At 68.5% G+C, this 24457-nt stretch carries 26 protein-coding genes and 1 riboswitch; of the genes, 19 read left to right on the forward strand and 7 right to left on the reverse strand.

Annotated features, from left to right (window positions below):
• Positions 1-22: 22 nt before the first annotated feature.
• Together J2Z79_RS15885 and J2Z79_RS15890 are read right to left on the reverse strand one after the other, a co-directional pair.
• Positions 23-1315, reverse strand: coding sequence for a VWA domain-containing protein (locus J2Z79_RS15885; protein WP_209467881.1), 1293 nt, complete (start codon positions 1313-1315; stop codon positions 23-25).
• Positions 1285-2340 (reverse strand): AAA family ATPase, encoded by a 1056-nt coding sequence (locus J2Z79_RS15890; protein ID WP_209467882.1) that lies wholly within the window; start codon positions 2338-2340, stop codon positions 1285-1287. The genes J2Z79_RS15885 and J2Z79_RS15890 overlap by 31 nt, the downstream gene beginning before the upstream one ends.
• A gap of 219 nt (positions 2341-2559) precedes the next feature.
• Here J2Z79_RS15890 and J2Z79_RS15895 point away from each other — a divergent pair, with 219 nt between their 5' ends.
• From J2Z79_RS15895 to J2Z79_RS19030, 6 genes are all read left to right on the forward strand, one after another.
• Entirely contained in the window at positions 2560-3198 is a 639-nt protein-coding gene (locus tag J2Z79_RS15895; RefSeq protein WP_209467883.1) for a hypothetical protein, read from the forward strand.
• A gap of 95 nt (positions 3199-3293) precedes the next feature.
• Positions 3294-4394, forward strand: coding sequence for a stage II sporulation protein D (gene spoIID, locus J2Z79_RS15900; protein ID WP_209467884.1), 1101 nt, complete (start codon positions 3294-3296; stop codon positions 4392-4394).
• 52 nt (positions 4395-4446) lie between these two features.
• On the forward strand, positions 4447-5202 hold the full coding sequence (locus tag J2Z79_RS15905; protein ID WP_209467885.1) for a peptidoglycan DD-metalloendopeptidase family protein: 756 nt from the start codon (positions 4447-4449) through the stop codon (positions 5200-5202).
• A gap of 197 nt (positions 5203-5399) precedes the next feature.
• A complete protein-coding gene (gene spoIIID, locus J2Z79_RS15910; RefSeq protein WP_209467886.1) occupies positions 5400-5648 on the forward strand; it encodes a sporulation transcriptional regulator SpoIIID in 249 nt (82 codons plus the stop codon).
• A gap of 92 nt (positions 5649-5740) precedes the next feature.
• Positions 5741-6763 carry a rod shape-determining protein gene (gene mreB, locus J2Z79_RS15915; protein WP_209467887.1) on the forward strand — a complete coding sequence of 341 codons (1023 nt, stop codon included), beginning with the start codon at positions 5741-5743 and terminating at the stop codon, positions 6761-6763.
• Between the two features lie 95 nt (positions 6764-6858).
• Entirely contained in the window at positions 6859-7083 is a 225-nt protein-coding gene (locus J2Z79_RS19030; RefSeq protein WP_209467888.1) for a sulfurtransferase TusA family protein, read from the forward strand.
• A 12-nt stretch (positions 7084-7095) separates the two neighbouring features.
• On the opposite strand, the gene J2Z79_RS15925 is transcribed toward J2Z79_RS19030, so the two are convergent.
• On the reverse strand, positions 7096-8013 hold the full coding sequence (locus J2Z79_RS15925) for a LysR family transcriptional regulator (RefSeq protein WP_209467889.1): 918 nt from the start codon (positions 8011-8013) through the stop codon (positions 7096-7098).
• Positions 8014-8052: 39 nt separating this feature from the next.
• Between J2Z79_RS15925 and J2Z79_RS15930 the strand changes: the two genes are divergently transcribed.
• From J2Z79_RS15930 to J2Z79_RS15955, 6 genes are all read left to right on the forward strand, one after another.
• Positions 8053-9000 carry a YeeE/YedE family protein gene (locus tag J2Z79_RS15930; protein WP_209467890.1) on the forward strand — a complete coding sequence of 316 codons (948 nt, stop codon included), beginning with the start codon at positions 8053-8055 and terminating at the stop codon, positions 8998-9000.
• A 315-nt stretch (positions 9001-9315) separates the two neighbouring features.
• Entirely contained in the window at positions 9316-9843 is a 528-nt protein-coding gene (locus tag J2Z79_RS15935; protein ID WP_209467891.1) for a rhodanese-like domain-containing protein, read from the forward strand.
• 75 nt (positions 9844-9918) lie between these two features.
• Complete coding sequence (locus J2Z79_RS15940; protein ID WP_209467892.1) at positions 9919-11061, forward strand: molybdopterin-dependent oxidoreductase; 1143 nt, start codon at positions 9919-9921, stop codon at positions 11059-11061.
• A 126-nt stretch (positions 11062-11187) separates the two neighbouring features.
• Complete coding sequence (locus tag J2Z79_RS15945; RefSeq protein WP_209467893.1) at positions 11188-12129, forward strand: molybdopterin dinucleotide binding domain-containing protein; 942 nt, start codon at positions 11188-11190, stop codon at positions 12127-12129.
• On the forward strand, positions 12126-12845 hold the full coding sequence (locus J2Z79_RS15950) for a 4Fe-4S dicluster domain-containing protein (RefSeq protein ID WP_209467894.1): 720 nt from the start codon (positions 12126-12128) through the stop codon (positions 12843-12845). The genes J2Z79_RS15945 and J2Z79_RS15950 overlap by 4 nt, the downstream gene beginning before the upstream one ends.
• The gene (locus tag J2Z79_RS15955; protein ID WP_245302874.1) at positions 12826-13521 is read left to right on the forward strand and encodes a formate dehydrogenase subunit gamma; all 696 of its coding nucleotides are present in this window, start codon (positions 12826-12828) and stop codon (positions 13519-13521) included. Before J2Z79_RS15950 ends, J2Z79_RS15955 begins: the two co-directional genes overlap by 20 nt.
• Before the next feature lie 65 nt (positions 13522-13586).
• Here the strand turns inward: J2Z79_RS15955 and J2Z79_RS15960 are convergent, their stop codons facing one another.
• Positions 13587-14057 carry a DUF5680 domain-containing protein gene (locus J2Z79_RS15960; protein WP_209467895.1) on the reverse strand — a complete coding sequence of 157 codons (471 nt, stop codon included), beginning with the start codon at positions 14055-14057 and terminating at the stop codon, positions 13587-13589.
• Between the two features lie 689 nt (positions 14058-14746).
• Complete coding sequence (locus tag J2Z79_RS15965) at positions 14747-14887, reverse strand: hypothetical protein (protein WP_209467896.1); 141 nt, start codon at positions 14885-14887, stop codon at positions 14747-14749.
• A 301-nt stretch (positions 14888-15188) separates the two neighbouring features.
• On the opposite strand from J2Z79_RS15965, the gene fabZ reads away from it, so the two are divergent.
• The 4 genes from fabZ (at position 15189) to J2Z79_RS15985 (ending at position 18654) form a co-directional block, all read left to right on the forward strand.
• Positions 15189-15635 carry a 3-hydroxyacyl-ACP dehydratase FabZ gene (fabZ, locus tag J2Z79_RS15970; protein WP_280953766.1) on the forward strand — a complete coding sequence of 149 codons (447 nt, stop codon included), beginning with the start codon at positions 15189-15191 and terminating at the stop codon, positions 15633-15635.
• A gap of 94 nt (positions 15636-15729) precedes the next feature.
• Positions 15730-15839, forward strand: a riboswitch (SAM riboswitch).
• A gap of 100 nt (positions 15840-15939) precedes the next feature.
• Positions 15940-17136: a methionine adenosyltransferase gene (gene metK / locus J2Z79_RS15975; protein WP_209467898.1), complete on the forward strand. Its 1197-nt coding sequence runs from the start codon at positions 15940-15942 to the stop codon at positions 17134-17136.
• A gap of 294 nt (positions 17137-17430) precedes the next feature.
• Positions 17431-17826: a glycosyltransferase family A protein gene (locus J2Z79_RS15980; protein WP_209467899.1), complete on the forward strand. Its 396-nt coding sequence runs from the start codon at positions 17431-17433 to the stop codon at positions 17824-17826.
• A gap of 39 nt (positions 17827-17865) precedes the next feature.
• Positions 17866-18654, forward strand: coding sequence for a ComFC family protein (locus J2Z79_RS15985; protein ID WP_209467900.1), 789 nt, complete (start codon positions 17866-17868; stop codon positions 18652-18654).
• Here J2Z79_RS15985 and csrA read toward each other — a convergent pair.
• Positions 18642-18932: a carbon storage regulator CsrA gene (csrA, locus tag J2Z79_RS15990; RefSeq protein WP_209467901.1), complete on the reverse strand. Its 291-nt coding sequence runs from the start codon at positions 18930-18932 to the stop codon at positions 18642-18644. The genes J2Z79_RS15985 and csrA overlap by 13 nt on opposite strands.
• The gene (locus J2Z79_RS15995; protein WP_209467902.1) at positions 18932-19345 is read right to left on the reverse strand and encodes a flagellar assembly protein FliW; all 414 of its coding nucleotides are present in this window, start codon (positions 19343-19345) and stop codon (positions 18932-18934) included. The genes csrA and J2Z79_RS15995 overlap by 1 nt, the downstream gene beginning before the upstream one ends.
• Positions 19346-19684: 339 nt before the next feature.
• Between J2Z79_RS15995 and hpf the strand changes: the two genes are divergently transcribed.
• The 3 genes from hpf (at position 19685) to secA (ending at position 24315) form a co-directional block, all read left to right on the forward strand.
• Positions 19685-20212, forward strand: a complete 528-nt coding sequence (gene hpf / locus J2Z79_RS16000) for a ribosome hibernation-promoting factor, HPF/YfiA family (RefSeq protein WP_209467903.1) — start codon at positions 19685-19687, stop codon at positions 20210-20212.
• Between the two features lie 66 nt (positions 20213-20278).
• Positions 20279-21397: a glycosyltransferase family protein gene (locus J2Z79_RS19035; RefSeq protein ID WP_209467904.1), complete on the forward strand. Its 1119-nt coding sequence runs from the start codon at positions 20279-20281 to the stop codon at positions 21395-21397.
• Between the two features lie 206 nt (positions 21398-21603).
• Entirely contained in the window at positions 21604-24315 is a 2712-nt protein-coding gene (gene secA / locus J2Z79_RS16010; protein WP_209467905.1) for a preprotein translocase subunit SecA, read from the forward strand.
• Positions 24316-24457 lie beyond the last annotated feature (142 nt).

Below are 24457 nucleotides of genomic sequence, written 5' to 3' on the forward strand. Positions count from 1 at the left end.
GGGTGTTGCTTGCGTTATGGCGCTAGCTCGAGCGCCGCGGCCGCCCGGCCGTGAACTCGTCTGCGGCGCTGTTGATCAGCAGGTTCTCAACCATGTCGATGAGGTCCTGCACGGTCCGCACCAGGTAAAGCCGGTCCGCGTACCGGCTGAGGGTGCCGTACCAGAGCGGCGAGCCCATGTGCCAGACGGGCACCTGGTGGTACCCGTAGTGGAACGTGCCCAGGCGGCGCTGCTTCTGCCGGCCCTCGCCACTGGCGGCCCCGGAGAACTCCGCGGAGGGGGTGATGAAGATCACCTGCCGGGCCCGCCGGCGCAGCTCGCCCATGTAGAGGGCGATCTTTTCCTTCTCGTCCTCCTTGAGGGAGACCTTGCCGTCGGTGGCGATGAGCACGTAGGTCTGGTCGTCCACGTAGGCGTGGCCGGCGATTTCGGCCAGGGCGGAGCCGAAGCGGGTGCCGGCGTTCCACGACCGGGCGCCCTGCATCAGCCGCTGCACCTTGCTCTCGAAGGAGCCCATGCCGTTGAGGTAGGACGTCGCGTAGGTGGCCTTCTCGCTGAAGACGTAGCTTTCCACCACAAACCGAAAGTTGAGGTTATGGAAGAAAAAGAGCAGGATGCTCACGTAATGGACCATCGAGTGGGACACGTCGCCGATGACCAGGATGCGCGCCGGCCGGGCCGGCTGCGGCTCGGGGATCACCTTGACCGGCCAGCGGAACTGGAGGACGGCCCCGGCGTAGCGCGGGATGTTGTACCGGAGGGTGCGTCCCACGTCCAGTCGGTTGCGGCGGGGCCACGGCCGGAAGGTCTCGTCGATGTCGAGCCACTTGCGCGCCAGCCGCTCCAGGAGCTCCTCCAGCAGCTGGATGTCCCGGGGCGAGAGCTTGCGGATCGGCGAGGCCAGCAGGTCGACGTAGGCGTAGCGGCGGTTGGCCGCGTCGGCCCCCAGCGCGCTGTCGGCGGCCGAAGACGGGGTGAGCCCCCGCCAGAGGGTGAGGCGGCTTGTCCCGGCATCCGAAAGGTCCCGGGGGGCGGCGCCCGCCCACAGCAGGGAGGTGGAGCGCTCGCCGACCGCCACCTCCTCCAGGGCGGCGGCCGCCTCCTCCCGGTGGTGGGCTCCTTCCGTCGGCACCACGTAGAGGTTGTTGGGATCACGGCTGAACAGCAAGAGGCGCGCCACGTGGGCCGCCGTGCGCAGGGCGCGCCCGCCGCGGCCGAGCAGGTGGCCTGCCCAGACGAGGAGCCAGCGAAGGAACAGGCGCAGCCAGCGGGCTACGGCCCGTGTCAGGCGGTTCGTCCAAAGCCGTCGTACCACTGCCGGAGCGCCTCCTTGACGATGGCTTCGTCCTCCGGGTACTTGGCCAGGAAGCCGATGGTCACCTCCACCGTCTCGGGGGTGATGCGCCCGTCGCCCACGTCTACCAGGGCCCTGGCCCATTCGATGGCCTCGGCGATGGCGGGCTTCTTCTCCATGTTCAGCTGCCGGAGCTGCACGATGATGCGGGCGACGCGCGCCGCGAAGTCCGCCGGCACCCCGACCGCCTGCTGGATGATGCGGGCGAGGGTTCCCTCAGAGGGGAAGTTGAGGTCGAGCCAGACCGTCCGGCGCATGAAGGCCGTGTCCAGCCGCTTGTACTCGTTGGACGTGAGGAAGATGAAGAGCGGCGCCCGGGCCTTGAGCACGCGCGACTGGCCTGGCTCGTCGAGGTTGTGCACGACCAGCTCCTTGCGGTCCAGGTAACGCAGGAAGAAGTTCGTGGTGTGCTCGTTGAGCTTGTCGACCTCGTCCACCCGCACCACGGTGGGCCGCTCGGCCAGCACGCTCTCGAGCAGCGGGGTGCGGTTCAGGTACTCCAGCGTGTAGAGGTTCGGCGGCTCGCCGCCGCCGGTCTTCTGGTAGGCCTGGGCGTCAACGATCTGCTTGAAGCCGTTCCAGGAGATGCCGATCTCCTCGGCCTCCAGGTGGCTGTGGCATTCCATGTCGACCAGGTCGTACCCCATGGCCTTGGCGAACGACTCGGCCAGCTGCGACTTGCCGATGCCTGGTTCGCCCCGCAGTCCCACTGGCTTTCCCTGGCGGAGGTACGACCAGAGTTTGGTGGTGGTCAGCGTGTCAAGGTAGTAGCCCTGCCTCTGCAGTGCTTCCTGGAGCTCGGTTGGCGTGTACGGGAACAGACGGCTCGCCTCCTTCTGCAGCTCCTCCTTTGCCGCGGCCAACGCCTCCTGGTTGGCCACCTCACGCCGCCACAGCCGCCACCACACGGGTCCCCAGCGGAGCAGCGGCACAGCTACGATCAGACCGATGCCCACCGCGACGCCCGTCGCCAGGTACGTGTGCACCGGTGATCACCGCCCCTTGTGAATCGTGTGACAATCCTGCGGCATGAACGAAGAATGGGCACCGCTGTGCCCGCCGGCCGTATTACGAAGCCTTGCACCCAATTTCGGTGGAATCTCTCGGATTCCTGCTAAGAATCGCGGACGCCAGATAACACCGGCGCAGCCTCCCGTTTACATGCACGCCCGGGAGGCAACACTCCTCGTAGGAGGTGTGAACGGATGCGCCGACCCGTTCTGCTGGCCGCCTTCCCGCTGCTGCTCGTCTACGTGGCGCTGGCTGCCGTGCGCACGCAGTCGGCCCCGGCCCCCGGGCCGGGCATCGCTGCCCTGGACCGGGCGGTGGCCGCGGCCGGGGGGCATCTGGAGGAGGCCGCCCTGTTCGTGACGGAGCCGGTTGCGGACCCGGACGTGGGGCAGCGGCTGGCTGCGCGCCTGGGATGGGGCGAGGGGGAACCGCCCTCCGAGCGGCGCAGGCTGGCCGTGGAGGGGGGGATCGGCGGGCCGGTGCTGTCGGTGGAGTGGCGTCTGACCGGGGAGGCCGCAGCCGGCTGGGCCGACCGCTACGCGGCCCTCAAAGGGGCGCTGGCTGCCGAGGGGATGTGGGTGCCGGTCCAGGTTGAGCTGTCGGGCCGCGCCGCGGGGGCTGACGACCCGCTGACCCTGGCCGGGGCTGCGCTGGACGGGCTCGCGGCGCGGGCGCGCCAGCCCTGGGCCGGGGACAGGGCGGCCTCGATCGCCGGCTGGTCGCCGCTGCTGCCGCCAGGGCCCTACGAGGTGAACGTGCAGGTGGCCGTGCGCCAGCAGCCAGGGGGCGACCGGTTCTGGATCGGCTGGCCGCTGGTCCGCAGCGACTACTGACAAGCCCGGGCTGGCCTTATGTAATACGAGGGACAGGTCCCCCATAGAGATAGGGGTGTCACCACCCCACCCATCCGGGAGACGGAGGTCAGGTCATGCTGCGATTGCTCCTCGTCGCCGGACTCCTCGTCGGGCTCCTGACCCTGACGCTTCCGGCCGGACTCGGCGCCGTACGGCGCACGCCGAACCCGCCGGCCGGTGCCATCCCGGCCGCTGCGACGCCGACGTCGCTGCTGTACGGACCGCCCTTCGCCGGGCCGCTGCCCGGCGCCGTACCCGAGCCCGACGGGGCCGATTCGCTGGAGGTCGCCGTCTACTTCCCCGAGGAAGACGCGGTTGTCTCCATGCCCCTGGGGGAGTACCTGAAGGGGGTGGTGGCTGCGGAGATGCCCGCCGACTTCGCCATGGAGGCGCTCAAGGCGCAGTTCGTGGTCGCCCGGACCTACACGGTGCGCCGGATGCGCCAGTTCGGCGGGCAGGGGGGATGCCCGCTTCATCCCGAGGCCGACGTCTGCGCGGATCACCGCACCAGCCAGGCCTACATGAGCCGTGACGCGCTGGTGCAGAAGTACGGGCCCGCCGCGGCGGCGGACTTCTGGGCCCGCCTGAGCCTGGCGCAGGCCGAGACCGAGGGCGAAGTGCTCACGTATCAGGGCGAGCTGATCGACGCCCTCTACCATGCGGTCTCCGGCCGCATGACCGAGAGTGCCGGCGAGTACTTCTCCACCCACCTGCCCTACCTGGTGCCGGTGGACGACACCTGGGGGGCGGACGCGCCCCGGCTGGTCGAGCAGCGACGGTTCACGCCGGAGGCGTTTGCCCGGGCGGTGGCGGCGGGCGGTGAGGAACCGGTGCTCGCGGTTACGGCCGCCGCCAGGGCCGGACTCCCGCCGGTACAGGTGACCGCCCGCACCGCGGGCGGGCGGGTGAAGGAGGTGGCGATCGGGGACATCACGCTCTCCGGACGGGCGTTCCGGGAGCGGCTGGGCCTCCGTTCCACCGACTTCCGGGTGTTCTGGCAGGACGGTGAGGTGGTCGTGGAGACCCACGGCGACGGCCACGGCGTGGGCATGAGCCAGTACGGCGCGCAGGGCATGGCCCTGGCGGGAAAGACCTACCGCGAGATTCTCACCCACTACTATACGGGTGTCAGCCTGAACCGATTATTCGAAACACAGGCGGCGGAGCTGCCATAAGCTGGTCTGAATTGCCGCAGAAATGGGCAGGCTATTCACGAGGTGATCTGTTGTGAAGCCTGTGCGTGGTCTGCCCAACCTCTGGCCGGGCAGTCTTCCTCCCGAGCGGCGCCTGGCGCTGGTCGCCAGCGCCCTGCTCTTCCTGCTGATCGGCGGCATGGCGTTCTACCAGTTCCGCATGGCGCCCGCCGGCCCCGAGCCCGCCCCGGGTGCCGGGACCGAACCCGTTCCCGGCGAACCGGCGGCGGCCGGCACCCAGGCGTCGACGGGGATGCCGACCGGAGCGTCAACCGCCTCCGGTACGGCTGCGACCAGCGGTACCGAGGCCCCGGACGTCCCTGGGCGAACTGCGGACACCGGGGCCCCGGCTGAGACCGGCGTGGCCGCCGCCGACGACGTTGAGGCGGTGCCGGCATTCTCCTGGCCGCTCTCGGGCGTCCCCGTCGTGGTGAAGGCCTTCGGCTCGGTGGACCAGAGCCTGGGCGACTACCGCCTCTACGACGCCGTGGCGCTGGAGGCGACGCCGGGGCAGCCCGTGGTGGCCGCCGCTGCCGGCAGGGTGGTAGCGGTGGAGGAGCATCCGGTGGACGGGACGACCGTGCTGCTGGAGCACGCGGCGGGCCGGCAGACCAGGTACGCCGGCCTGGACGAGGTGAGCGTCGCCGAGGGCGACGCCGTCTCGGCGGGCGAGATCATCGGTCAGGTGGGCCGCCCCGGCCCCCTGCGGCGGAACCTCGGCCCGCACCTCGCCTTCAGCCTCCTGATTGAGGGCGAGCCGGTCGACCCTGAGCTGCACATCGATCCGTAACGACATCCCGCACAGCCGGCGCGGCGCTCCAGCGCGGCACCCGGCAGCGCAAGAACGTGTGCGACACCCGCCCCCCGGCCTCCGGGAGTGGGCGGGCGCCGCGCGCGTTTCCAGCGACCCCCAGTGGCTGCGCCGTCATGTTTGCCCCTTCGCTCCAATAGACTCTACCAACCATCCAGGGCGAAGGGGGCCCAGCGGTGAAAGACCACATCTGGAAGCGTGTACTCGAAATAGGCAACCATATCTGTCGGACCAGGGACACCGTGCGGGATACAGCCTTGCTGTTCGGCGTCTCCAAGAGTACCGTGCACAAGGACGTAACGGAGCGCCTGCCCCGCATTAACCCCGAGCTGGCCGCCAAGGTCAAGCGTGTCCTGGATCACAACAAGGCAGAACGCCACATTCGCGGGGGAGCGGCCACTCGCCAGAAGTACCTCGAGCGCTAGCCTGTCCGACCAGCGAAGGAGTTTGCCTCCTGGCGTCGAAGCTGGAAAGGCAGTCAATAACTTTCCAGCCTTGAACAGGGGGCAATCAAACAGTGTTTGGATGGGCTACAGATGTGGGAGTCGACCTGGGCACGGCGACGGTGCTCGTCTACGTCAAGGGTAAGGGAATCGTCCTGCGGGAACCTTCCGTGGTGGCGATGCACCGCGACACCAAGCAGGTCCTGGCGATCGGCGAGGAAGCCCGTCGCATGCTGGGGCGCACGCCCGGCAACATCATAGCGATTCGCCCCCTGCGGGAAGGGGTCATCGCCGACTACGACGTGACGGAAGCGATGCTCAAGGCGTTTCTGAGGCGGGTGTCGGGGCCCCGCCTTCTGTCGCGTCCGCGGATGGTGATCTGCATCCCGGCCAACGTCACGACCGTGGAGAAGCGCGCGGTGGTGGAGGCCGCCATCGAGGCCGGGGCCAGGAAGGCCACGCTGGTGGAGGAGCCCCTGGCCGCCGCGCTGGGCGCCGGGCTGGACATCACCCAGCCGGTGGGCAACATGGTGATCGACATCGGCGGCGGCACCACCGATGTGGCCGTGCTGTCGCTGGGCGGCGTGGTGCGGACTGAGTCGATCCGCATCGGCGGCGACAAGTTCGACGAGGCCATCGTTCGCTACGTGAAGATGAAGTACAACCTGCTGATCGGCGAGCGCACGGGCGAGGAGATCAAGATCGCCGTGGGCAGCGCCGGGTGCGACAGCCGCAACGAGTCGATGGAGGTGCGCGGCCGCGACCTGATGACCGGCCTTCCCAAGACCGTGACCATCACCTCCGCCGAGGTGCGGGAGGCGGTCAGCGAGCTGGTCACCGCCCTCTGCGACACGATCAAGGCGGTGCTGGAGGCCACGCCGCCCGAGCTCTCGGCCGATATCATCGAGCGGGGCATGGTCATGACCGGCGGCGGCTCCCTGCTGCACGGGCTGGATCAGGTGATCGCCGCCGAGACCGGCGTTCCGGCGTACCTGGCCGACGATCCGGTCTCCTGCGTGGCCAAGGGGACCGGCCGGGTGCTGGAGGAGTTCGACGTGCAGGACGACCACCTGGTGGTGCTGCGCAGGATCCAGTGATGGGCAGACCTGTAAGGGCCGCGGCGAGGAGCCGCGGCCCTTCTTGCAAGGGTTTTGTTACTGACATAACGAATCATTCTGCCGGGGGTGGGATCGTGGCGACCTACACGCTCAACGTGTACGGCGAGATGTGCCCTGCGCCGCTGATCAAGGCCGAGGCCAAGCTGCGCGCCATGGAGCCGGGAGACCGGCTCATCATGGAGTCTGACCACTCCTGCACCGTGCGCCTCCTCAGGGAGCACCTGCGCAAGCTGCCCTGCCGCTTCCGGGTGGAAGAGGTGGCCGACGGCATCTGGCAGTTCCAGATCGAGCGGCTGTAGGGCGGCCGCCGCTCAGCAGAACCCGCGCTCCGCGGGCGAGCGGAGGGTGCGCAGGAGCGCCCGCTCGACAGTGGAGCGCATGCCGCTCCTGGGGTAGAGCAGGGTCCACGAGCTGGTGAAGCGGATCCCGTCCAGCGGGGCGATGCGCAGGTGACCCATGCGGGCCTCGGCCCGCACGCACCACTTGCTGACCAGGGCCACGCCATGTCCCGAGGCCACCGAGGTCTTGATGGCATCGACGCTGGTGAGCTCCATGGCGATGTTCAGGTCCGAAGGCTGCCGGCCCGCGGCCCTCCACGCCTCCTCCACGGCCAGCCGCCCGCCCGAGCCCTGCTCCCGCACGATGAGCGGCAGCCGGCAGAGGTCGTCGGCCGTGAAGCGCTCCTGGGCGGCAATAGGGCCGGTGGCCGGCGTGATCAACACCAGGTCCTCCTCGCTGATCACGCTCACCTGCCAGTCGTGGGCGACGGCCCGGGGCTCCACCGCAGGCCCCTCCACCAGCGCCATGCCCACCAGGCCGTCCTCCAGCCGCTGGATCACCTCGCTCCGCTTGCCGATCTGCAGATGGATGCGGGTGCGGGGATACTTCTGCTGGAACAGGTAGACCGTGCAGGGGAGCGCGTAGCCGCCGATGGCCGAGGTGGCTCCCACCACGATCTGCCGGGGCTCCTCGGCCCGCAGGCTCTCCATCTCCTCCTGCAGGGACCGCTCCAGCCGCAGGATGCGCTGGGCGTAGCGGGAGAGCGTCTCGCCGGCCGGCGTAAGCTCGACGCCGCGGTTGGTGCGGCGGAAGAGCGGCAGGCCGTACTGCTCCTCCAGCGCCCGCAGGCGCTGGCTGATGGCGGGCTGCGAGAGGTGGAGCTCGGCGGCGGCCCGGGACATGGATCCGTGCTTCGCCACAGTGCAGAAGATTTCGAGGGCTGTGTTCATGCGCGATACCCTCCTACGGGTGTGCGGGAGGTCTTACTCGTGACGGCGACGCAGATGCTCGGCTGGCTCCTTGTGGCCGGGACGCTGTGCGGTTTCGTCTTCCAGCGCTCGCGCCTCTGCTTCGTGAGCGCCCTGCGCGACCTGTATCTCTTCCGGGCACTCCGGATGACCCGGGCGATCCTGCTGCTCTTCCTATTGACGGTGACAGGCGGCGCCTTCCTTCAGGCAGGCCAGGCGACTGCGCACGGCCCCGTGGCCGGGCCCAGTCCGGCAGGGGCGTGGCTGGGTGGTGCCATCTTCGCCGTGGGCATGGTACTGGCGGGCAGTTGCGCCGCCGGCGCCTTCTGGCGCCTCGGGGAGGGGCAGCTCTCGCAGCTCTACATCCTCGCCGGGATGCTGGCCGGCACCTGGCTCTACCCGAAGCTGCCGCTGTTGCCGTCCGCGGTGCTGCAGCCGACGTTCAACGCCTGGATCGCGGTGGTGCTGCTGGCGCTGGCGCTGGGCCTGGTCAGCGCCTGGGAGTGGCGGCAGGCCCGCATCGGGCAGGAGCTGCCGGCCCGGCCTCGCCGCGGGCTGCTGCGTGAGCCCTGGCCGCCGGAGTGGGGTGCCCTGGTGATGGCGGTGCTGCTGGTCGCGTCCACCGCGTTCACGGGCCAGGGGTGGGGCGTGACGCGGGCCTTCCTGCTCACCGACATGTCGGCCGCGGCCTACGCAATCGGGCTCCTGGCGGGCGGCTTCCTCGGGGCCCGGTTCGGCGGCGAGTTCCGCGTGCGCCGGCCTGGCGGCCGGGCGCCTTCCCTGATCCGGCTGGCCGGCGGGGTGCTCATGGGCTACGGTGCCCGGGTGGGCTGGGGCTGCACGATCGGCGCGGTGCTGACCGGTATGGTGAACCTCAGCCCCCAGCCCTGGTACTGGATGCTGGGTGCCGTGTGCGGCGCAGCCTTGGGCGCCGTGATCCTGCGGCGGTTGATGTATCGCTATTTGTAATTCTAGAGGCAGAATACGACCGGGGGTATCCTCCGGCCGTGCCATTTGTGGCGGCTCTCCCCTAGTTCTTCGGGGAGGGCCGCCTGTTCTTTTCGCCCAGCCATAAGACTGTCCTTATACCGATAATCCCTTCAAATGGCCGTGGCTCTAGGCTTGGCGGGTATTGCCGTGCTATGTTGTGAGTGAGAGCACAAGGATCGCTCCGGTCGGGGGAGTGGGGGAGCCGGGGTGAGCGAATCGGCAGAGCGGCAGCCGCAGCGGTGCTCTTCGGAGCCAGACACGCTTGATCCTGAGATCTGCGGAGGAGGTCATCACATGACGAAGCGGATGCGTCACCTGGTTCTTGCCCTGACCCTGATCCTCTCCCTGGCGGCGCTGACCGCCTGCGGCGGCAGCGCCCAGGCGCCGGCGGCGGCCAGCCAGACCTCGCAGTGCCCTGAGTGCCCGGCCTGTCCCGAGCCCGAGCCCGTTGACGTGGACGCGATCCTGATGGAGGAGGCCCAGGCCTACTTCAACAACATGGCCAGCCATAAGAACATGATCGACGCGGCCGACGTGAAGGCGAAGCTGGATGCGGGCGACCAGTCCATCTTCCTCCTGGACATCCGCAACGACACCGACTTCGCCGCCGGCCACGTCGAGGGCTCCGTCAACATCCCGTTCGCGCAGCTGGGCGCCAACTTCGACAAGCTGCCCAAGGACAAGATGATCGTCATCAACTGCTACTCGGGCCAGACCTCGAGCCAGGCCACAGCTGTTCTGCGGATGGCGGGCTACAACGCCATGTCGCTGAAGGGCGGCTTCCCCAACTACGAGAAGGCCGAGCTGCCCATCGTGAAGTAGCGGCTGCAAGACAGGCGCTGGGGGGCTCTGCCGGCAGGCAGGCCCCCCTGTGTGCAAGAACGGGAGGTGACGGCATTGGCGGAACTGAACCGCAGGGACTTCCTGAAGCTGGGCGGCGTGGCGGCCGGCGCGTTGGCGGTGGATCTGGGTCTTCCGCGGCGCCGTGCACAGGCTGCGGCAGACGTCCGGCGGGTGCCGACGCTCTGCGAGATGTGCACCAGCCGCTGCGGCGTGTTCGCGGTGCTGGAGAACGGACGGGTGACCCGTATCGAGGGGAACCCCGACCATCCGACCAATCTGGGGCGGCCGTGTGCCCGGGGCAACGCGGGGGCATCGGCGCTGTACGATCCCGACCGGCTGAAGGAGCCCATGAAGCGGGGGGAGGACGGCAAGCTTTACCCCATCACGTGGGAACAGGCTTTTGAAGAGATCGGCACAAAGCTGAACCAGATTCGCAACCTGCACGGGCCCGAGGCCCTGGTCTTCGCCGAGTACAACAACCTCAACTCGGCCCTGACGAAGCGCTTCACCGAATCGTTCGGCTCACCCAACCACGTGGGGCACGCAGCCAACTGCTTCGCCAACCGGAACGTAGGCTACTCGGCCGTGTTCGGCGCGCTGCCCTCGGTGGACTACGCCAACGTCAAATTCTACCTGAGCCCGGGCCGGAATCTGCTCGGAGGCATCAAGGTGTCCGAGGTGGCCGCACTGGCCAGGGCCAAGGCCAACGGTGCCCGCATCGTGGTGCTGGATCCACGGCACTCCGAGCTTGCGGGCTGGGGTGAATGGATCCCCATCAAGTCGGCGGGCGACCTGGCCTTCCTCCTGGCGGTGGCCAACGTGCTGATCACCGAGAACCTGTACAACAAGGAGTGGATTGATACCCACGCCAACGGCTTCGACCAGCTGAAGGAGGGTATTCTGCAGTACACGCCCGAATGGCAGGAGCAGCACACTGACATCCCCGCCGAGAAGGTGCGGCAGCTGGCCCGCGAGATGGCGGCTGCGGCGCCGGCGGCGGTGGTGGACCCGGGCTGGCACGGCGGCAACGGCATGTACTGGAACGGCTACGAGGCCGCCCGGGCCGGGGCGATCGTCAACGCCCTGCTCGGCAACCTGGGCGCAAAGGGCGGGCTGAAGCTCTCGCCCAAGGTAGCGCAGGGAACCATCGATGACGTCCCGGAGGGCGCCGTGGTTGACTCCGGCGGCGGCGGCTGAGCGGCCACCGGTACCCCTGCAGGTGCAGGGGCATGGACGCCGTACCCGGCGCCGACCGCGGCCCGGTTCGACGGTGCGGGCACGAAGTACCCGCTGAGCCTGGGCTCGATCCAGGCGATCCCGCTGGTGGTGGAGTCCAAGAAGCCGTACGAGCTGAAGGCGGCGATCTTCTACCGGGTCAACCCGGTGAAGTCCTCGGGTGACCAGGGCCGCTGGATCGAGGCCCTGAAGAAGCTGGAGCTGGTGGTCGCCATCGACACGCAGATGTCGGAGACGGCGATGCTCGCGCACTACGTGCTGCCCGAGCACCACTACCTGGAGCGGATGGACGCCATCTCGGTGGTGGGCGACACCGTGTCGCTCCGGCAGCCGGTGGTGGAGCCGCTGTACAACACCCGGGACTGCCTGCAGATCCTGCAGGGCCTGGCGAAGGTTGTGGGCAACGACAAGTACTTCAACTTCACCATGGAGCAGTGGAACAACGCCCTTCTGGAGCCCACCGGCTGGACGGTCAAGCACCTGAGGGAGAAGGGCGTGATGAAGGTCTCGGCCACGCCGCCCGACTATGCTGTCCTGCCCACCTCTTCGGGCAGGGCCGAGCTGGTCCACAAGGGGTTCGCCCTCTCGGGCGGCACCGAGGTGGTGAGCTGGGTTCCGCCCAAGACCCAGCCGGAGGGCGATCGGCTGCGCCTCCTGCACGGCCACATGGCCGTGCACACCAACGGCTACACGCAGAACGTGCCTGCGCTCCACGCACGCATGCCGGAGAACGACCTGTGGATCCACCCGACGGCCGCCGCGGCCCGCGGCATCGCCGACGGCGACCTGGTGGAGGTGGCCAACGAGTACGGGGTACAGCGCATCCGGGCCCGGGTGACCGAGGGCATCCGCCCCGACTGCGTCTGGATGTGCCACGGCTTCGGCACGATGGCGCCCGAGCAGCGGCTGGCCTACGGCAAGGGGGCGGCCGACGGCTGGTTCTACCCGCTCATGGTCACGCCGGTCTCGGCCGCCCTGGGCCAGGGCGACGCCACGGTAACGGTGCGGAAGGTGGGTGAGAAGGCATGACCCGCTACGCCTATTTCGTGGACCTCTCCATCTGCGCCGGGTGCGAGGCCTGCACCGTGGCCTGCCAGGCGCTGAACCGGCTGGACTGGGACATGCGCTACACCCGGGTGGAGCGGATGCTGGTGGGCACGTTTCCCGACGTGAAGTCCAGCTTCATCACCACCCAGTGCCTGCACTGCGACGAGCCGCCCTGCGCGGCGGTCTGCCCCACCGGCGCCACATACAAGACGGCCGAGGGACCGGTGAAGGTCGATGACGAGAACTGCATCGGCTGCCAGTACTGCATGACGGCCTGCCCGTACGACGCCCGCAGCTTCGATGAGGCGGCGCACGTGGTACGGAAGTGCTCCTTCTGCCTCGACCGGCTTGCGGCGGGCGAGCGGCCGGCCTGCGAGCAGACCTGCCTGACCGGCGCCCGCATGGCAGGCGACCTGGACGACCCCGCCGACCCGATCCACGAGAAGATCGCGGCGCCGGACGTGATCCACATCGCAGGCACCAGCTTCTACTACCGGCTGCCCGAGCACATCGACCGGGCGGCGCTGCCGGCGGACTTCAAGCCATCGGCGGCCACCTACGCCTGGCAGTCGATCATCCAGCCGGCCGGGCAGATCCTGATGGGCTCCACGCTGGCGGCGGTGTTGCTCAGCCTCGCCGTCAGCACGTTCAGGTCCCGCCGAAAGGAGGGGGCGCAGCATGAGCACGGCCAGGGTTAGCGCGCAAGAACAGGGTGGGGTCCGCGCGGGCAATCCGGACGGCCGGGTGCTCCGGTTCAGCCTGGGATCGCGCCTGGCCCACTGGAACCACGCCATCACGTTTCTGATCCTGCTCTTCACCGGCATGGCCCTGGTGGTCCGGGGCTTCGGTGGCCTGCTGGGAACCGCCGGGCTGCGCTTCTTCGGCCAACTGCACCGGTGGATGGCCATCCCGTTCACGGTGCTGACGATCCCGATCCTGCTCATCGCCGCCCGCCGGGCGACCGCGCGGTGGGTCCGGGAGGTGTTCCGCTTCGACCGGGACGACCTCAGGTTCTTCCCCGGCTTCCTGCGGGAGCTGTTCGGGCTGAAGGGCGACATGCCGCCCCAGGGGAAGTTCAACGCCGGTGAGAAGGTGAACTCCATCCTCCAGATCCTCGGCTGGCCCGTGATGGTGATCACCGGGTGGATGATGGTGTACAAGACGCACCTGCCTGCGTCCCTGATGCAGTGGGTGATCCCCGTCCACTCGCTCACGGCGATGCTCCTGGGCTGCGTGGTGATCGGCCACATCTACCTGGCCACGCTGCTCCCCGGCTTTCGCGAGGGGCTTTCGGGGATGCTCTCAGGCTGGGTGCCAGCGCGGTGGGCGAAGGAGCATTACCGCAAGTGGTACGACGAGATCGCGGGCGAGTAGACGGCGCAGCCCGGGCGGAGGGATTCCGCCCGGGCTGCGGCCGTCAGCGGGACAGTGGGGCCGGGTCAGCGGACGAGCCCGCCGTGGTAGCGCAGGGTGTAGACCCGCTCGCCGTCCCGCAGGATCCACTCCTGCCCCTGGAACCGGAAGACGTCGCCCTCGCTGGTGTCCACGTAGGTGAGGTCGCCGGAGGCGTAGGTAAAGCCGCCGAGGAACCGCCCTTCCCGGTACATGGCCGTCAGGCTCTCCTTGATCATGGCGCCGGCCTCCGCGGCGGTGATCCTGTCCGGGCGGATCAGGTAGCCGAAGTAGTTCTGCACCCACACCGGCGTTCCCTGATAGTACACGACCTCCTGACCGGCGAAATCGCTGTTGCCGAAGTAGCTGTCGTGATACACCCAGTCGCCTTCGGCGTACTGCAGATCCTGTGAGCCGAGGCGGTAGGGGAGGAGCTTCGGTCCGGAACCCACGTATGTACGGCTCTTGGCCCGAACCACGAAGGACTCGAGGTTCGTCAGCACCGCGTCCCGGTTCATGAGGTGCCCTCCTCGCGTTCTCGTGTCGTTACACCTGATGACAGTATGACACAAACCCGTGTTCGGGTCAACGCCAACCTGTGTTCGACTGCGGTGTGCCGGCGCGCAGAAAGACGGCCTGGACCGCCTGCTGCGGTCCAGGCCTCCCGGTCACCGCTCGCACAGTTCCACGCATCCGACCTGCCGCCCGTTCAGCTTACGGAGATCCCCCTGCCGGTCAGCTGCCGCCGGATCCGCTCCATGGTGCTGCCGGGCGGGGGCGCAACGCCCTCCAGCTGGTACGAGATCCCCATGGCCTCCCCGCTTTACGAGGACGGCGAGGGCTTCCACATCCGCCGGGTCGTCGATCCAGCCCGGCACCACCACGCAGCGGATCCATCGGGCATCCCCATCGCCGCGGTCGGGCGCGCCGAGGTGCAGGGCTGGGCTGCTTGGCTCGGGCCCGCTCTGCGGACGCCGCAACGCAGCGGCGAGGCCGGAGTCGTGATCCGACGAGATGTCGCTAGAGACCGGTGAAATGTCGTTTTTCGACGGTGAACAGCATCAGACTGATCTGGCGCCATGATAGCAGGCGGACCGGAGGGCGGCATCGCCCCCGGGATTGATCTTGCGCACAGCACGAAAGTACTGGGGGCCTTTGACCCCCAGTACATCCGCGAGCAGAGCGGAGACCCGCTCCCCGTATGTGCCTAGCAGCCTCCCAGGTTGGGGTGTTGGAAGGTGAACTCCCCGCCCCATGGGTCCGACTGGAAGCCGAGCTCGGCCCCGTCGAACCACCGCGCTACGCGGTCTTCCAGGTAGACGCGCATGCCCTCGTTCACGATCGTCACGTCGGACTCGGCTGGCTCTTCCAGAGCCAGGCCCAGGCTGGGACCGCCTCAACCGAACCCCTGCACGTAGATGCGGAAGCCGACCTTCTCCGGCTTGCCCTCCAGGCGCCGGGCGATCTCCGCGGCGGCTTCCGGGGTGACCTTGATCATCCTGTATGACACCTCCGGTTGTCTTGAGCCATACCCCGTAGGGTAATGCTACCGCTCTCCTACATGTTAGTCAACCCTTCCGTGAGAGGAGAGACGGCGCAACTGGGGAATACTGAACATAAGAATTCCACGGATCGGGGGGGCGTACCCGCTGGATATCAGGCAGATCATGGAGATCATCCCGCACAGGTACCCGATGCTGATGATCGACCGGGTGCTGGAGCTTGAGCCGGGAAAGCGCGTGGTGGCGGTGAAGAACCTGTCGGCCAACGAGCCCGTCTTCCAGGGGCACTACCCGGGCAATCCCATCTTCCCGGGGGTGCTGATCCTGGAGGCCATGGCGCAGGCCGGGGCCGTGGCGGTGCTCTCGCAGCCTGAGCACGCGGGCAAGGTGCCGCTGTTTGCCGGCATCGACGACGCCCGCTTCCGCCGTCCGGTGGTGCCCGGAGACCAGCTCCGCCTCGAGGTGGAGCTGGTGGCCATGCGCCGGGGGCTCGGCGTCGGCAAGGGGAAGGCGTACGTGGGCGACGACCTGAAGGCGGAGGCCACGCTGAAGTTCGCGCTGGTGGATGGTTCGCTGGCCAACGGGGCAGGATAGAGGTGCAATGCGGCGCCGGTTCTGGCGCGCATCGCCCTTGCTTGACACCATAACCCACGGGTGGTATTCTAGGCAGAGCATGTAGAACTGAATACTCTTATCGAGAGAAGCGGAGGGACTGGCCCAATGAAGCTTCGGCAACCGGCCTGCGCGGAGCGGGTGAGGTGCCAAATCCAGCCGGGCGGACGACCCGGAAGATAAGAGGGAAGAGCAGCATCATTCAACCCTCTTCGTTTCGAAGAGGGTTTTGATGTGTGCCAGTGCCGTCGGCCGTGAGCCGTGCTAGAGGAGGTAGCGGAGTACCATGATTGAGCCGAAGGGGAGGTATCTCTTCACGTCTGAGTCCGTCACCGAGGGCCACCCCGACAAGATGGCGGACCAGATTTCCGACGCAGTGCTTGACGCCCTTCTGACCCTCGACCCCAGGGCCCGCGTGGCGTGCGAGACCATGCTGACGACCGGCCTCGTGATCGTGTCCGGCGAGATCACCACCGACGCGTGGGTCGACATTGCCGGCCTGGTGCGCGACGTGGTCCGCGACATCGGGTACACCCGTGCCAAGTACGGCTTCGACGGCTCGACCTGCGGCGTGATGACCGCCATCGACCCGCAGTCGCCCGACATCGCGCAGGGCGTCGATGTGGCGATCGAGGTGCGGGGGCAGGTGACGGAGAAGGAGCTGGAGATCGGCGCCGGCGACCAGGGCATGATGTTCGGCTTCGCCTGCGACGAGACGCCGGAGCTGATGCCCATGCCGATCAGCCTGGCGCACCGCCTGGCGCGCCGCCTGGCGCAGGTGCGCAAGAACGGCACGCTGCCTTACCTGCGGCCCGACGGCAAGACCCAGGTGACCGTGGAGTACGTCGACGGCCGCCCGGCGCGGATCGACACCGTCGTCGTCTCCACCCAGCACGACCCGGACACCACGCAGGAGCAGATCCGCAAGGACGTGATCGAGCACGTCATCCATGAGGTGATCGATCGCAGGCTGCTGGACGACCGCACCCGGTATTTCATCAACCCCACCGGGCGGTTCGTGGTGGGCGGCCCGCAGGGCGACACCGGGCTCACCGGCCGGAAGATCATCGTGGACACCTACGGCGGTTACGCCCGCCACGGCGGCGGCGCCTTCTCGGGCAAGGACCCGACGAAGGTCGACCGGTCCGGCGCCTACGCCGCCCGCTGGGTGGCGAAGAACATCGTGGCCGCGGGCCTGGCCAGCCGCTGCGAGGTCCAGCTGGCCTACGCCATCGGCGTGGCCCAGCCCGTCTCCATCCTGGTGACGACCTTCGGCACCGGCCGGCTGCCCGACGAGCGCATCGCCGAGATCGTGCGGGAGACCTTCGACCTGCGCCCGGGCGCGATCATCCGCGACCTGGACCTGCGCCGGCCGATCTACCGGCAGACCGCCGCCTACGGCCACTTCGGCCGGCCCGACCTCGACCTGCCGTGGGAGCGCACCGATCGCGCCGCCGAGCTGCGGGAGCGGGCGGGGCTGTAACACAAGTGAAGAGCACGCCGGTAAGCCGGCGTGTTTCTTTTTTGCCGCCGTTCGCGCTGGTCGGCGCCGTTCCCCGGGGCACCGGCGTTCGCGGCCCGTTGCAGCACTGCTCGCTCCTGGGTGCCGTTCTCCCGCGGCACCGGCGTGCACACGGTACCGCGGATGACGTGCTCGCTGGCGCCGCTGCCCGGGTCCCTGGTGCGCGCGGCGGCGGCGCCGCACGTCGGCGACCGCCGCCGCGCGGTACCGCCTGCTCACGCTCCCTCATACCTTACAGATCGGGAGGGAGAGGCGGTGCGCGAGGGCGCCTTCTTCTGGGGCTTGCTGGCCCTGGCGGCATACGGTGCGGTTGCCGCCGTCGCACGGGTGGCGGGGCTGCTCGCCCGCATCCGCCTGGCGGAGGAGCGAGTGGCCTACGTCGTGCTGGTGCGCGACCAGGCGGAGTGGCTGGAGGATGCGCTGAGCCGCCTGGCGCGACAGGTGGACGCGGAGCTGGTGCTGGTGGACCTGGGCTCGCGGGACGAGTCGGCGGCGATGCTGTCCCGGCTGGCGCGCCGCCTCGGGCTGGCGCCGGTGCTGGAGCTGGGCCACCTGCCGCGCAGCGAGGCGGTCGCCAGGGCAGCGGCGGCGGCATCGGCCACCAGGGTCGTCGTGGTGGACCTGAACGGCGAGCTGGAAAAAGAAGGATAACAACACCCCCGCGGCGAAGCTCGCCCGGGGGTGAGTGCATTGCTGCGCACCATCATCGAGGGGCTGGTGTCCATCCTCTGGCCGCCCCGCAGCACGTGCCTGACCTGCGACGGGCCGCTGGCCGAACCGCCGCCGCCGCTGGCGACCATCGCCGAAACGGTGCCGGTGTGCGACGCCTGCTGGGCCGCGATGCCCTTCGATCCGGAGGCGCGCCTCTGCGCCAACTGCAGCCGCCCCATCGCGGGTGGCACCGGGTTCTGCGCGGAGTGTGCGGACCCGCCGCCCTTCGGCCGCGTCTGGGCGCTGGGACTGCACCGGGGGGTGCTGCGGACGGCCGTGCACCACGTGAAGTTTCGCGGGCGCCAGGCGCTGGGGGTGGCCCTCGGCGGCTACCTGGCGGCCCGGGTGCAGGAGCCGCCCGAGGTGATCATCCCGATCCCGCTGCACCCCAGCAGGCAGCGGGACCGGGGCTACAACCAGGCCGAGCGCATCGCCGCGGGGCTCGCCGCCCAGCTGGGCGCGCCCGTTGTGGAGGGCGATCTGGTCCGGCTGCGGCGCACCGGTGAGCAGACCCGGCGGGACCGCGCGGAGCGATGGCGCAACCTGGCCGGCGCCTTCGGCGTGCGCAGGGGGCGGATCCCCGCCTGGGCGGGCAGGGACGCCCTGTTGGTGGACGACGTGCTGACGACCGGTGCGACGGCGGCCGCGGCGGCCGCGGTGCTGTGGGCCACGGGGGCCAGGAGCGTGAACCTGGCCGTGCTCGCGGTGTCGGACAAGCCGATTCCCGCCGCCAGGGCCGGATTCGCCGGGTCCGGCTATGATCTCTGACCTTCCTCCCGATCGCCAGCGCCACCCTTGCCAGGCGGATGCGGCGCGAGGGCTTGGAGCAGCTCGGCCGGGAGCAGTGCGGCCCCCTGCGCCGACTGCCGGTTGGCGGCCACCACCTCGTCGTAGATCTCCTTGCGCAGCACGGTGACCGAGCGGGGGGCCGTGATGCCCAGCCGCACCACCGCCTGGGGGCCGGTGCCCCGCACCTGCACGATCTTGATCTCGATGTCGTCGCCGATGAGGATGGACTCGTCCAGCCGTCTGGTGAGCACGAGCATCAGGGGGCCTCCTCTGCGGGGGCGGACTTGCTGGGGAAGAGGCGCTCGCGGGTCCGGTACCGGTCGTCGGCCAGGATGACCTGCCGGCCCTTGCGGGTGAAGGGGTTGAAGAGCAGCGGCGCGCGCAGGTTGGCCGTCGCCTCCCGGAACTCCGCCGGCACTTGGGCGATGGCGTAGAGCAGCACCTGCTCCGCGTTCTGGGCGCCGACCGCCTCCAGCTCCTCCTCCGGGATGTCCGGGTTGTAATCGGGGAAGAGGGCGAAGGGGTAGACCAGCGTGAAGCCCACGTCGGGGTGGTCCACGGCCAGGAGCTGCTTGAACACGTCGCCGCCGCCGGGGATGTCCGCAACGACATAGCGCTTGATATCTGGGAATCCGTAGAGTCCCGCGGGAAACTCGAATACCTTCTCCATCCCGAGACCTCCGTCCGGTTGGCTGCAGTTTGTGCCGGGTCCGTTCCCCTATTCTTTTCGGCGGCCGCGCCGGGCGCGCCTGCCTGGGTCCACATGGTTATCCCCACGCGCGCTCCTTGTAGAAACCATTATCAACAGACTTATCCCCATTATCCACAGCCGGGATAGGCACATGGTGTGCATAAGCCGCTGCCCGCGCGGGGATGAAGGCCCCGCGGATGCAGGATAATGTTAGGTAGCGGGAGCGCCGCGGCAGGGAAACGGCATGCCGGAGGGGAAGAAAGTCATAGCCCTGATGGAGGTCCGGCAGGGCCTGTCGAGAAGGGAGGAGTTGGCGCTATGCAGGTTGCGGTACGCGGCAAGAACATCGAGATCACCCGGTCGCTTCGCGAGTACGTCGAGAAGAAGCTTGGGAAGATCGAGAAGTTCGTGGACCACCCGATCTCGGCGCAGGTCAACCTCTACGTGGAGCGGGGGCGCCATATCATCGAGGTTACTGCGGATCTGAACGGATTGATCCTGAGGGGCGAGGAGGCCACGGGTGACATGTACGCCTCCATCGACCTCGTTGCTGACAAGCTCGAGAAGCAGGTGCAGAAGTACCGCTCCCGGCTCCGCCGCCGCGGGGCTTCCGCCGGGGTCGAGGCGGTGCCGGCGGCCGACGAGGACGTCGCGGCCGACCTGGACGGCAAGGTCGTCAAGACCAAGCGGTTCCCGGTCAAGCCCGTCACCGTCGACGAGGCGATCCTGCAGATGGACCTGCTCTCGCACGACTTCTTCGTGTTCGTCAACAGCGATACTGGAAAGGTGAACGTGGTCTACCGCCGGCACGACGGCGACTACGGTCTGCTGGAGCCGGAGTATTGAGCCGCGGCTGACTTCGGCCCCGCCGCCATCGGGCGGCGGGGCCGTACCGTGTTAGGAGGCACGACCGTGCGCACGGCAGCGATCATCTTCGAGGGCGGGCCCGAACCAGAGAACGAACTCCAGGAGTGCCTGATGGGACTGCGCCACGCCGTCACCCTTGACACAGTGGCCAAGTTCCGCGCGGCCGGTCTCGACCAGGTGGTGCTGGCCACCAACTACCCGGCCCTGGCGGCGGCGGCCGAGCGGCTCGGCGCTGGCGTCTTCGACACGCGCGGCTCGGCGCCGTTCCACTTCGGCCGCTCCCTGCAGCGGGCGGTGCGCGCGTCCGGTGCGGACGCCGTCATCTACCTGAGCGGAGCCGCGCTGCCGCTGATCGAGCAGCACGAGATCGCCTGGATCCGCCAGGCGCTTCTGCAGGGTGGCCCGACGGTCGTGGTGAACAATGTCCAGTCCGTGGACCTGGTGGCTTGGTACCCGGCATCCTACCTGGAGCGGGTGGAGCCGCCGGAGAACGACAACCTACTGGGCTGGCTGCTGCAGGAGGCGGGCATGGAGCGGGTGCTGATTCCGCACTCCGCCGCGATCCACTTCGACCTGGACACGCCCACCGACTACCTGATCCTGGCCCTGAGCGGGCGGGGCGGCCCCCGGGCGCAGGCGGCGCTGCGGGCGGTCTCCTGGCCCGGCGACCGGCTCCGGGCCGCCGCCGACATCCTCGCCACGGAGCTGCCCGAGGTGGCCCTCATCGGGCGGGTGGGCTCGGCGATCATGGAGCACTTCAACCGCAACCTCCCCGTGCGGCTGCGGGTCTTCTCGGAGGAGCGGGGGATGAAGGCGCTGGGGCGGGAGGCCAGGGGCGAGGTGCGCTCCCTGGTGGCCGACATGGTGGCGGACCTGGGCCCGGAGCGCTTCTTCGACCGGATGGGCGACGTGTGCAGCGCGGTCTTCTTCGACACCCGCGTCCTCTTCACCGACAGGGGCCGGCGGGTGAGCGAGTGGGACCGCTTCCACTCCGACCTGGGGATGGTTGAGCGGATCGGGGACCCCTTCGTGCGCGCCTTCACCCGGGCGGCCGTGAACTGCCGCATCCCCGTGGTGCTGGGAGGGCACTCCGTCGTCGCCGGCGGCCTCTGGCTGCTGGCCGACCGGGCGATCGCCATGAGGGAAGAGACCGCAGGGGCGTGAAGAGGGGCGGCTGGCGGAGGGCGCGGTTCCGTCACGCTCTTCTGAACTTGCCCATCATATTCCGTTGCTTGTCCCGGCGATGCATGCTAAAATAGCGCGGATGTCCGCCCGGCGCGAACCCATCGCGGGGCTCATTGCATCTAAACCTAGACCGGTTTAATTCCACGGCGCCAGCCAACTGGCAGAAGAAAGAAGAAGGTGTAAGCGTGGCACTGAAGTTCCTCACCAGCATCTTTGGCGACTACAGCGCGAAGGTCGTCAAGCGCCATCAGAAGACGGTGGCCCTGATCAACAGCCTGGAGCCGCAGATGCAGAAGCTCTCAGACGCCGAACTCGCCCACAAGACGGTCGAGTTCAAGGAGCGCCTGGGCCGTGGGGAGACGCTGGAGCAGCTCCTGCCCGAGGCGTTTGCCGTGGTCCGAGAGGCCTCTGTGCGCGCCACGGGCAAGCGGCCCTACGACGTACAGCTCATCGGCGGCATCGTGCTGCACGAGGGCAATATCGCCGAGATGAAGACCGGTGAAGGCAAGACCCTGGTGGCTGCGCTTCCCCTTTACCTGAACGCCCTCACGGGGCGCGGCTGCCACCTGGTCACCGTGAACGACTACCTGGCCCGGGTCGGCCGCGACGACATCGGCCGCATTTACAAGTTCCTGGGCATGACCACCGGGCTGATCGTGCACGGGCTCACCTCCGCCCAGCGGCGGGAGGCCTACGCCTGCGACATCACCTACGGCACCAACAACGAGTTCGGCTTCGACTACCTGCGGGACAACATGGCGATGTACCCGCACGACATGGTGCACCGCGAGTTCCACTACGCCATCGTCGACGAGGCCGACTCGATCCTGATCGACGAGGCCCGGACCCCGCTGATCATCTCCGGCCCCTCCGGCAAGCCCACCGAGCTGTACTACACCTTTGCGAAGATCGCCGAGCGGCTCGTCAAGGACGAGGACTATATCGTCGAGGAGAAGGAGAAGCGCGTCGCCCCCACCGAGGCGGGTGTCGCCAAGGTGGAGAAGTGGCTGAACATCGACCACCTCTACGAGGGCGAGAACCAGCAGCTGGTCCACTACCTCAACAACGCCATCAAGGCCAAGGAGCTCTTCCACCGCGACCGCGACTACGTGGTGAAGGACGACCAGGTCATCATCGTCGACGAGTTCACCGGCCGCCTGATGTTCGGCCGGCGCTGGTCGGACGGCCTGCACCAGGCGGTGGAGGCCAAGGAAGGCTGCAAGATCGAAGAGGAGACCCAGACGCTGGCGACCATCACCTTCCAGAACTACTTCCGTATGTACAAGAAGCTCGCCGGCATGACCGGTACCGCGCTGACGGAGGAGGAGGAGTTCCGGAAGATCTACGGACTCGACGTCATCGCCATCCCCACCAACAAGCCCGTCATCCGCATCGACCACCCCGACATCGTCTACAAGACGGTCCGGGCCAAGTTCAACGCCGTGGCCGACGACGTGGCGGAGCGGCACAAGCGGGGCCAGCCCCTGCTGATCGGCACGGTCTCCATCGAGAAGTCGGAGTACCTCTCCCAGATCCTCACCCGCCGGGGCATCAAGCACCAGGTGCTCAACGCCAAGTACCACGAGCGGGAGGCCGAGATCATCGCCCAGGCGGGCCGGTTCGGTGCGGTCACCATCGCCACCAACATGGCCGGCCGCGGCACGGACATCCTGCTGGGCGGCAACCCCGACTTCGCCGCCCGGCAGCGCATGCGGGCCGACGGCTACCCGCCCGAGCTGATCATCGCGGCCACCGACATCATCCCCTCCGAGGATCCCGAGGTCCAGGCGGCCCGCCAGGTCTACCTGAAGTACCTCAAGGAAGAGGAGGAGAAGTGCGCGGCGGACGCGGAGAAGGTGCGGGCCGTCGGCGGCCTCTGCGTGATCGGCACCGAGCGGCATGAGGCCCGCCGCATTGACAACCAGCTGCGCGGCCGCGCCGGCCGCCAGGGCGACCCGGGTGAGTCCAGGTTCTACGTCTCCCTGGAGGACGACCTGATGCGCCTCTTCGGCGGCGAGATGGTCGCCAACCTGATGAACAAGCTGGGCATCGAGGAGGACGTGCCCATCGACAGCCCGATGGTCTCCAAGGCCATCGAGAACGCGCAGAAGAAGGTCGAGGCCCGCAACTTCGACATTCGCAAGCACGTGCTCAACTATGACGACGTGATGAACACCCAGCGCGAGCTCATCTACAAGCAGCGCCGCCAGGTGCTCGAAGGGCACGACACCCGGGAGGTCGCGCTCGACGCGATCGCCGCCCTGGCGCAGTCTGTGGTGGAGGAGGGCGTGCCGGAGGACGTCTACTTCGAGGAGTGGGATCCCGAGATCCTCGTGGTGCTGGCCGAGGAGGCCGGCGTGCCCAAGGGCTACGTGAAGGTCGAGGACCTGCGAGCGGCCATCGCCGGAGTCCGCCGGGAGCAGGAGGGACGGCAGAAGCTGGCCGAGGCCATTGCACAGGCGGCCACCCGGGCGTACGAGGACAAGGAGCAGCGCCTCGGGCCCGAGATGATGCGGCAGCTGGAGCGCTTCCTGATCCTGCGCACCGTGGACGAGAAGTGGATGGACCACCTCGACGCCATGGACGACCTGCGCGAGGGCGTGGGCCTGCGGGCTTACGGCCAGCGGGACCCGCTGATCGAGTACAAGATGGAAGCCATGGAGATGTTCAACAACATGATCCGCTCCATCCAGCGGGACGTGGTGCGCAACCTCTTCACGATCGAGGTGGCACGCGAGCCGCAGCGGCCGCGGATCATGATCGAGTCGGGCAGCCAGGGCGCAGAGCCCCGGCAGCCGACCCGGACCGAGGGGAAGAAGGTCGGCCGCAACGACCCCTGCCCGTGCGGGTCGGGGAAGAAGTACAAGTTCTGCTGCGGGCGGCAGCAAGGAGCATGAGCCCACCGAATACGCGTGAACAGGGCGCCGGGTTGACCGGCGCCCTGTTCGCGGTGCGCCCAGCATGGGCGCTGACTTGTTGGTGAAAGTCCAATACGGGCGAGGTGGCACCAGCCCGTTAGCCAAAGGCAAGGGCTGCCCA

Source organism: Symbiobacterium terraclitae (assembly GCF_017874315.1).
Lineage (GTDB): Bacteria > Bacillota > Sulfobacillia > Symbiobacteriales > Symbiobacteriaceae > Symbiobacterium > Symbiobacterium terraclitae.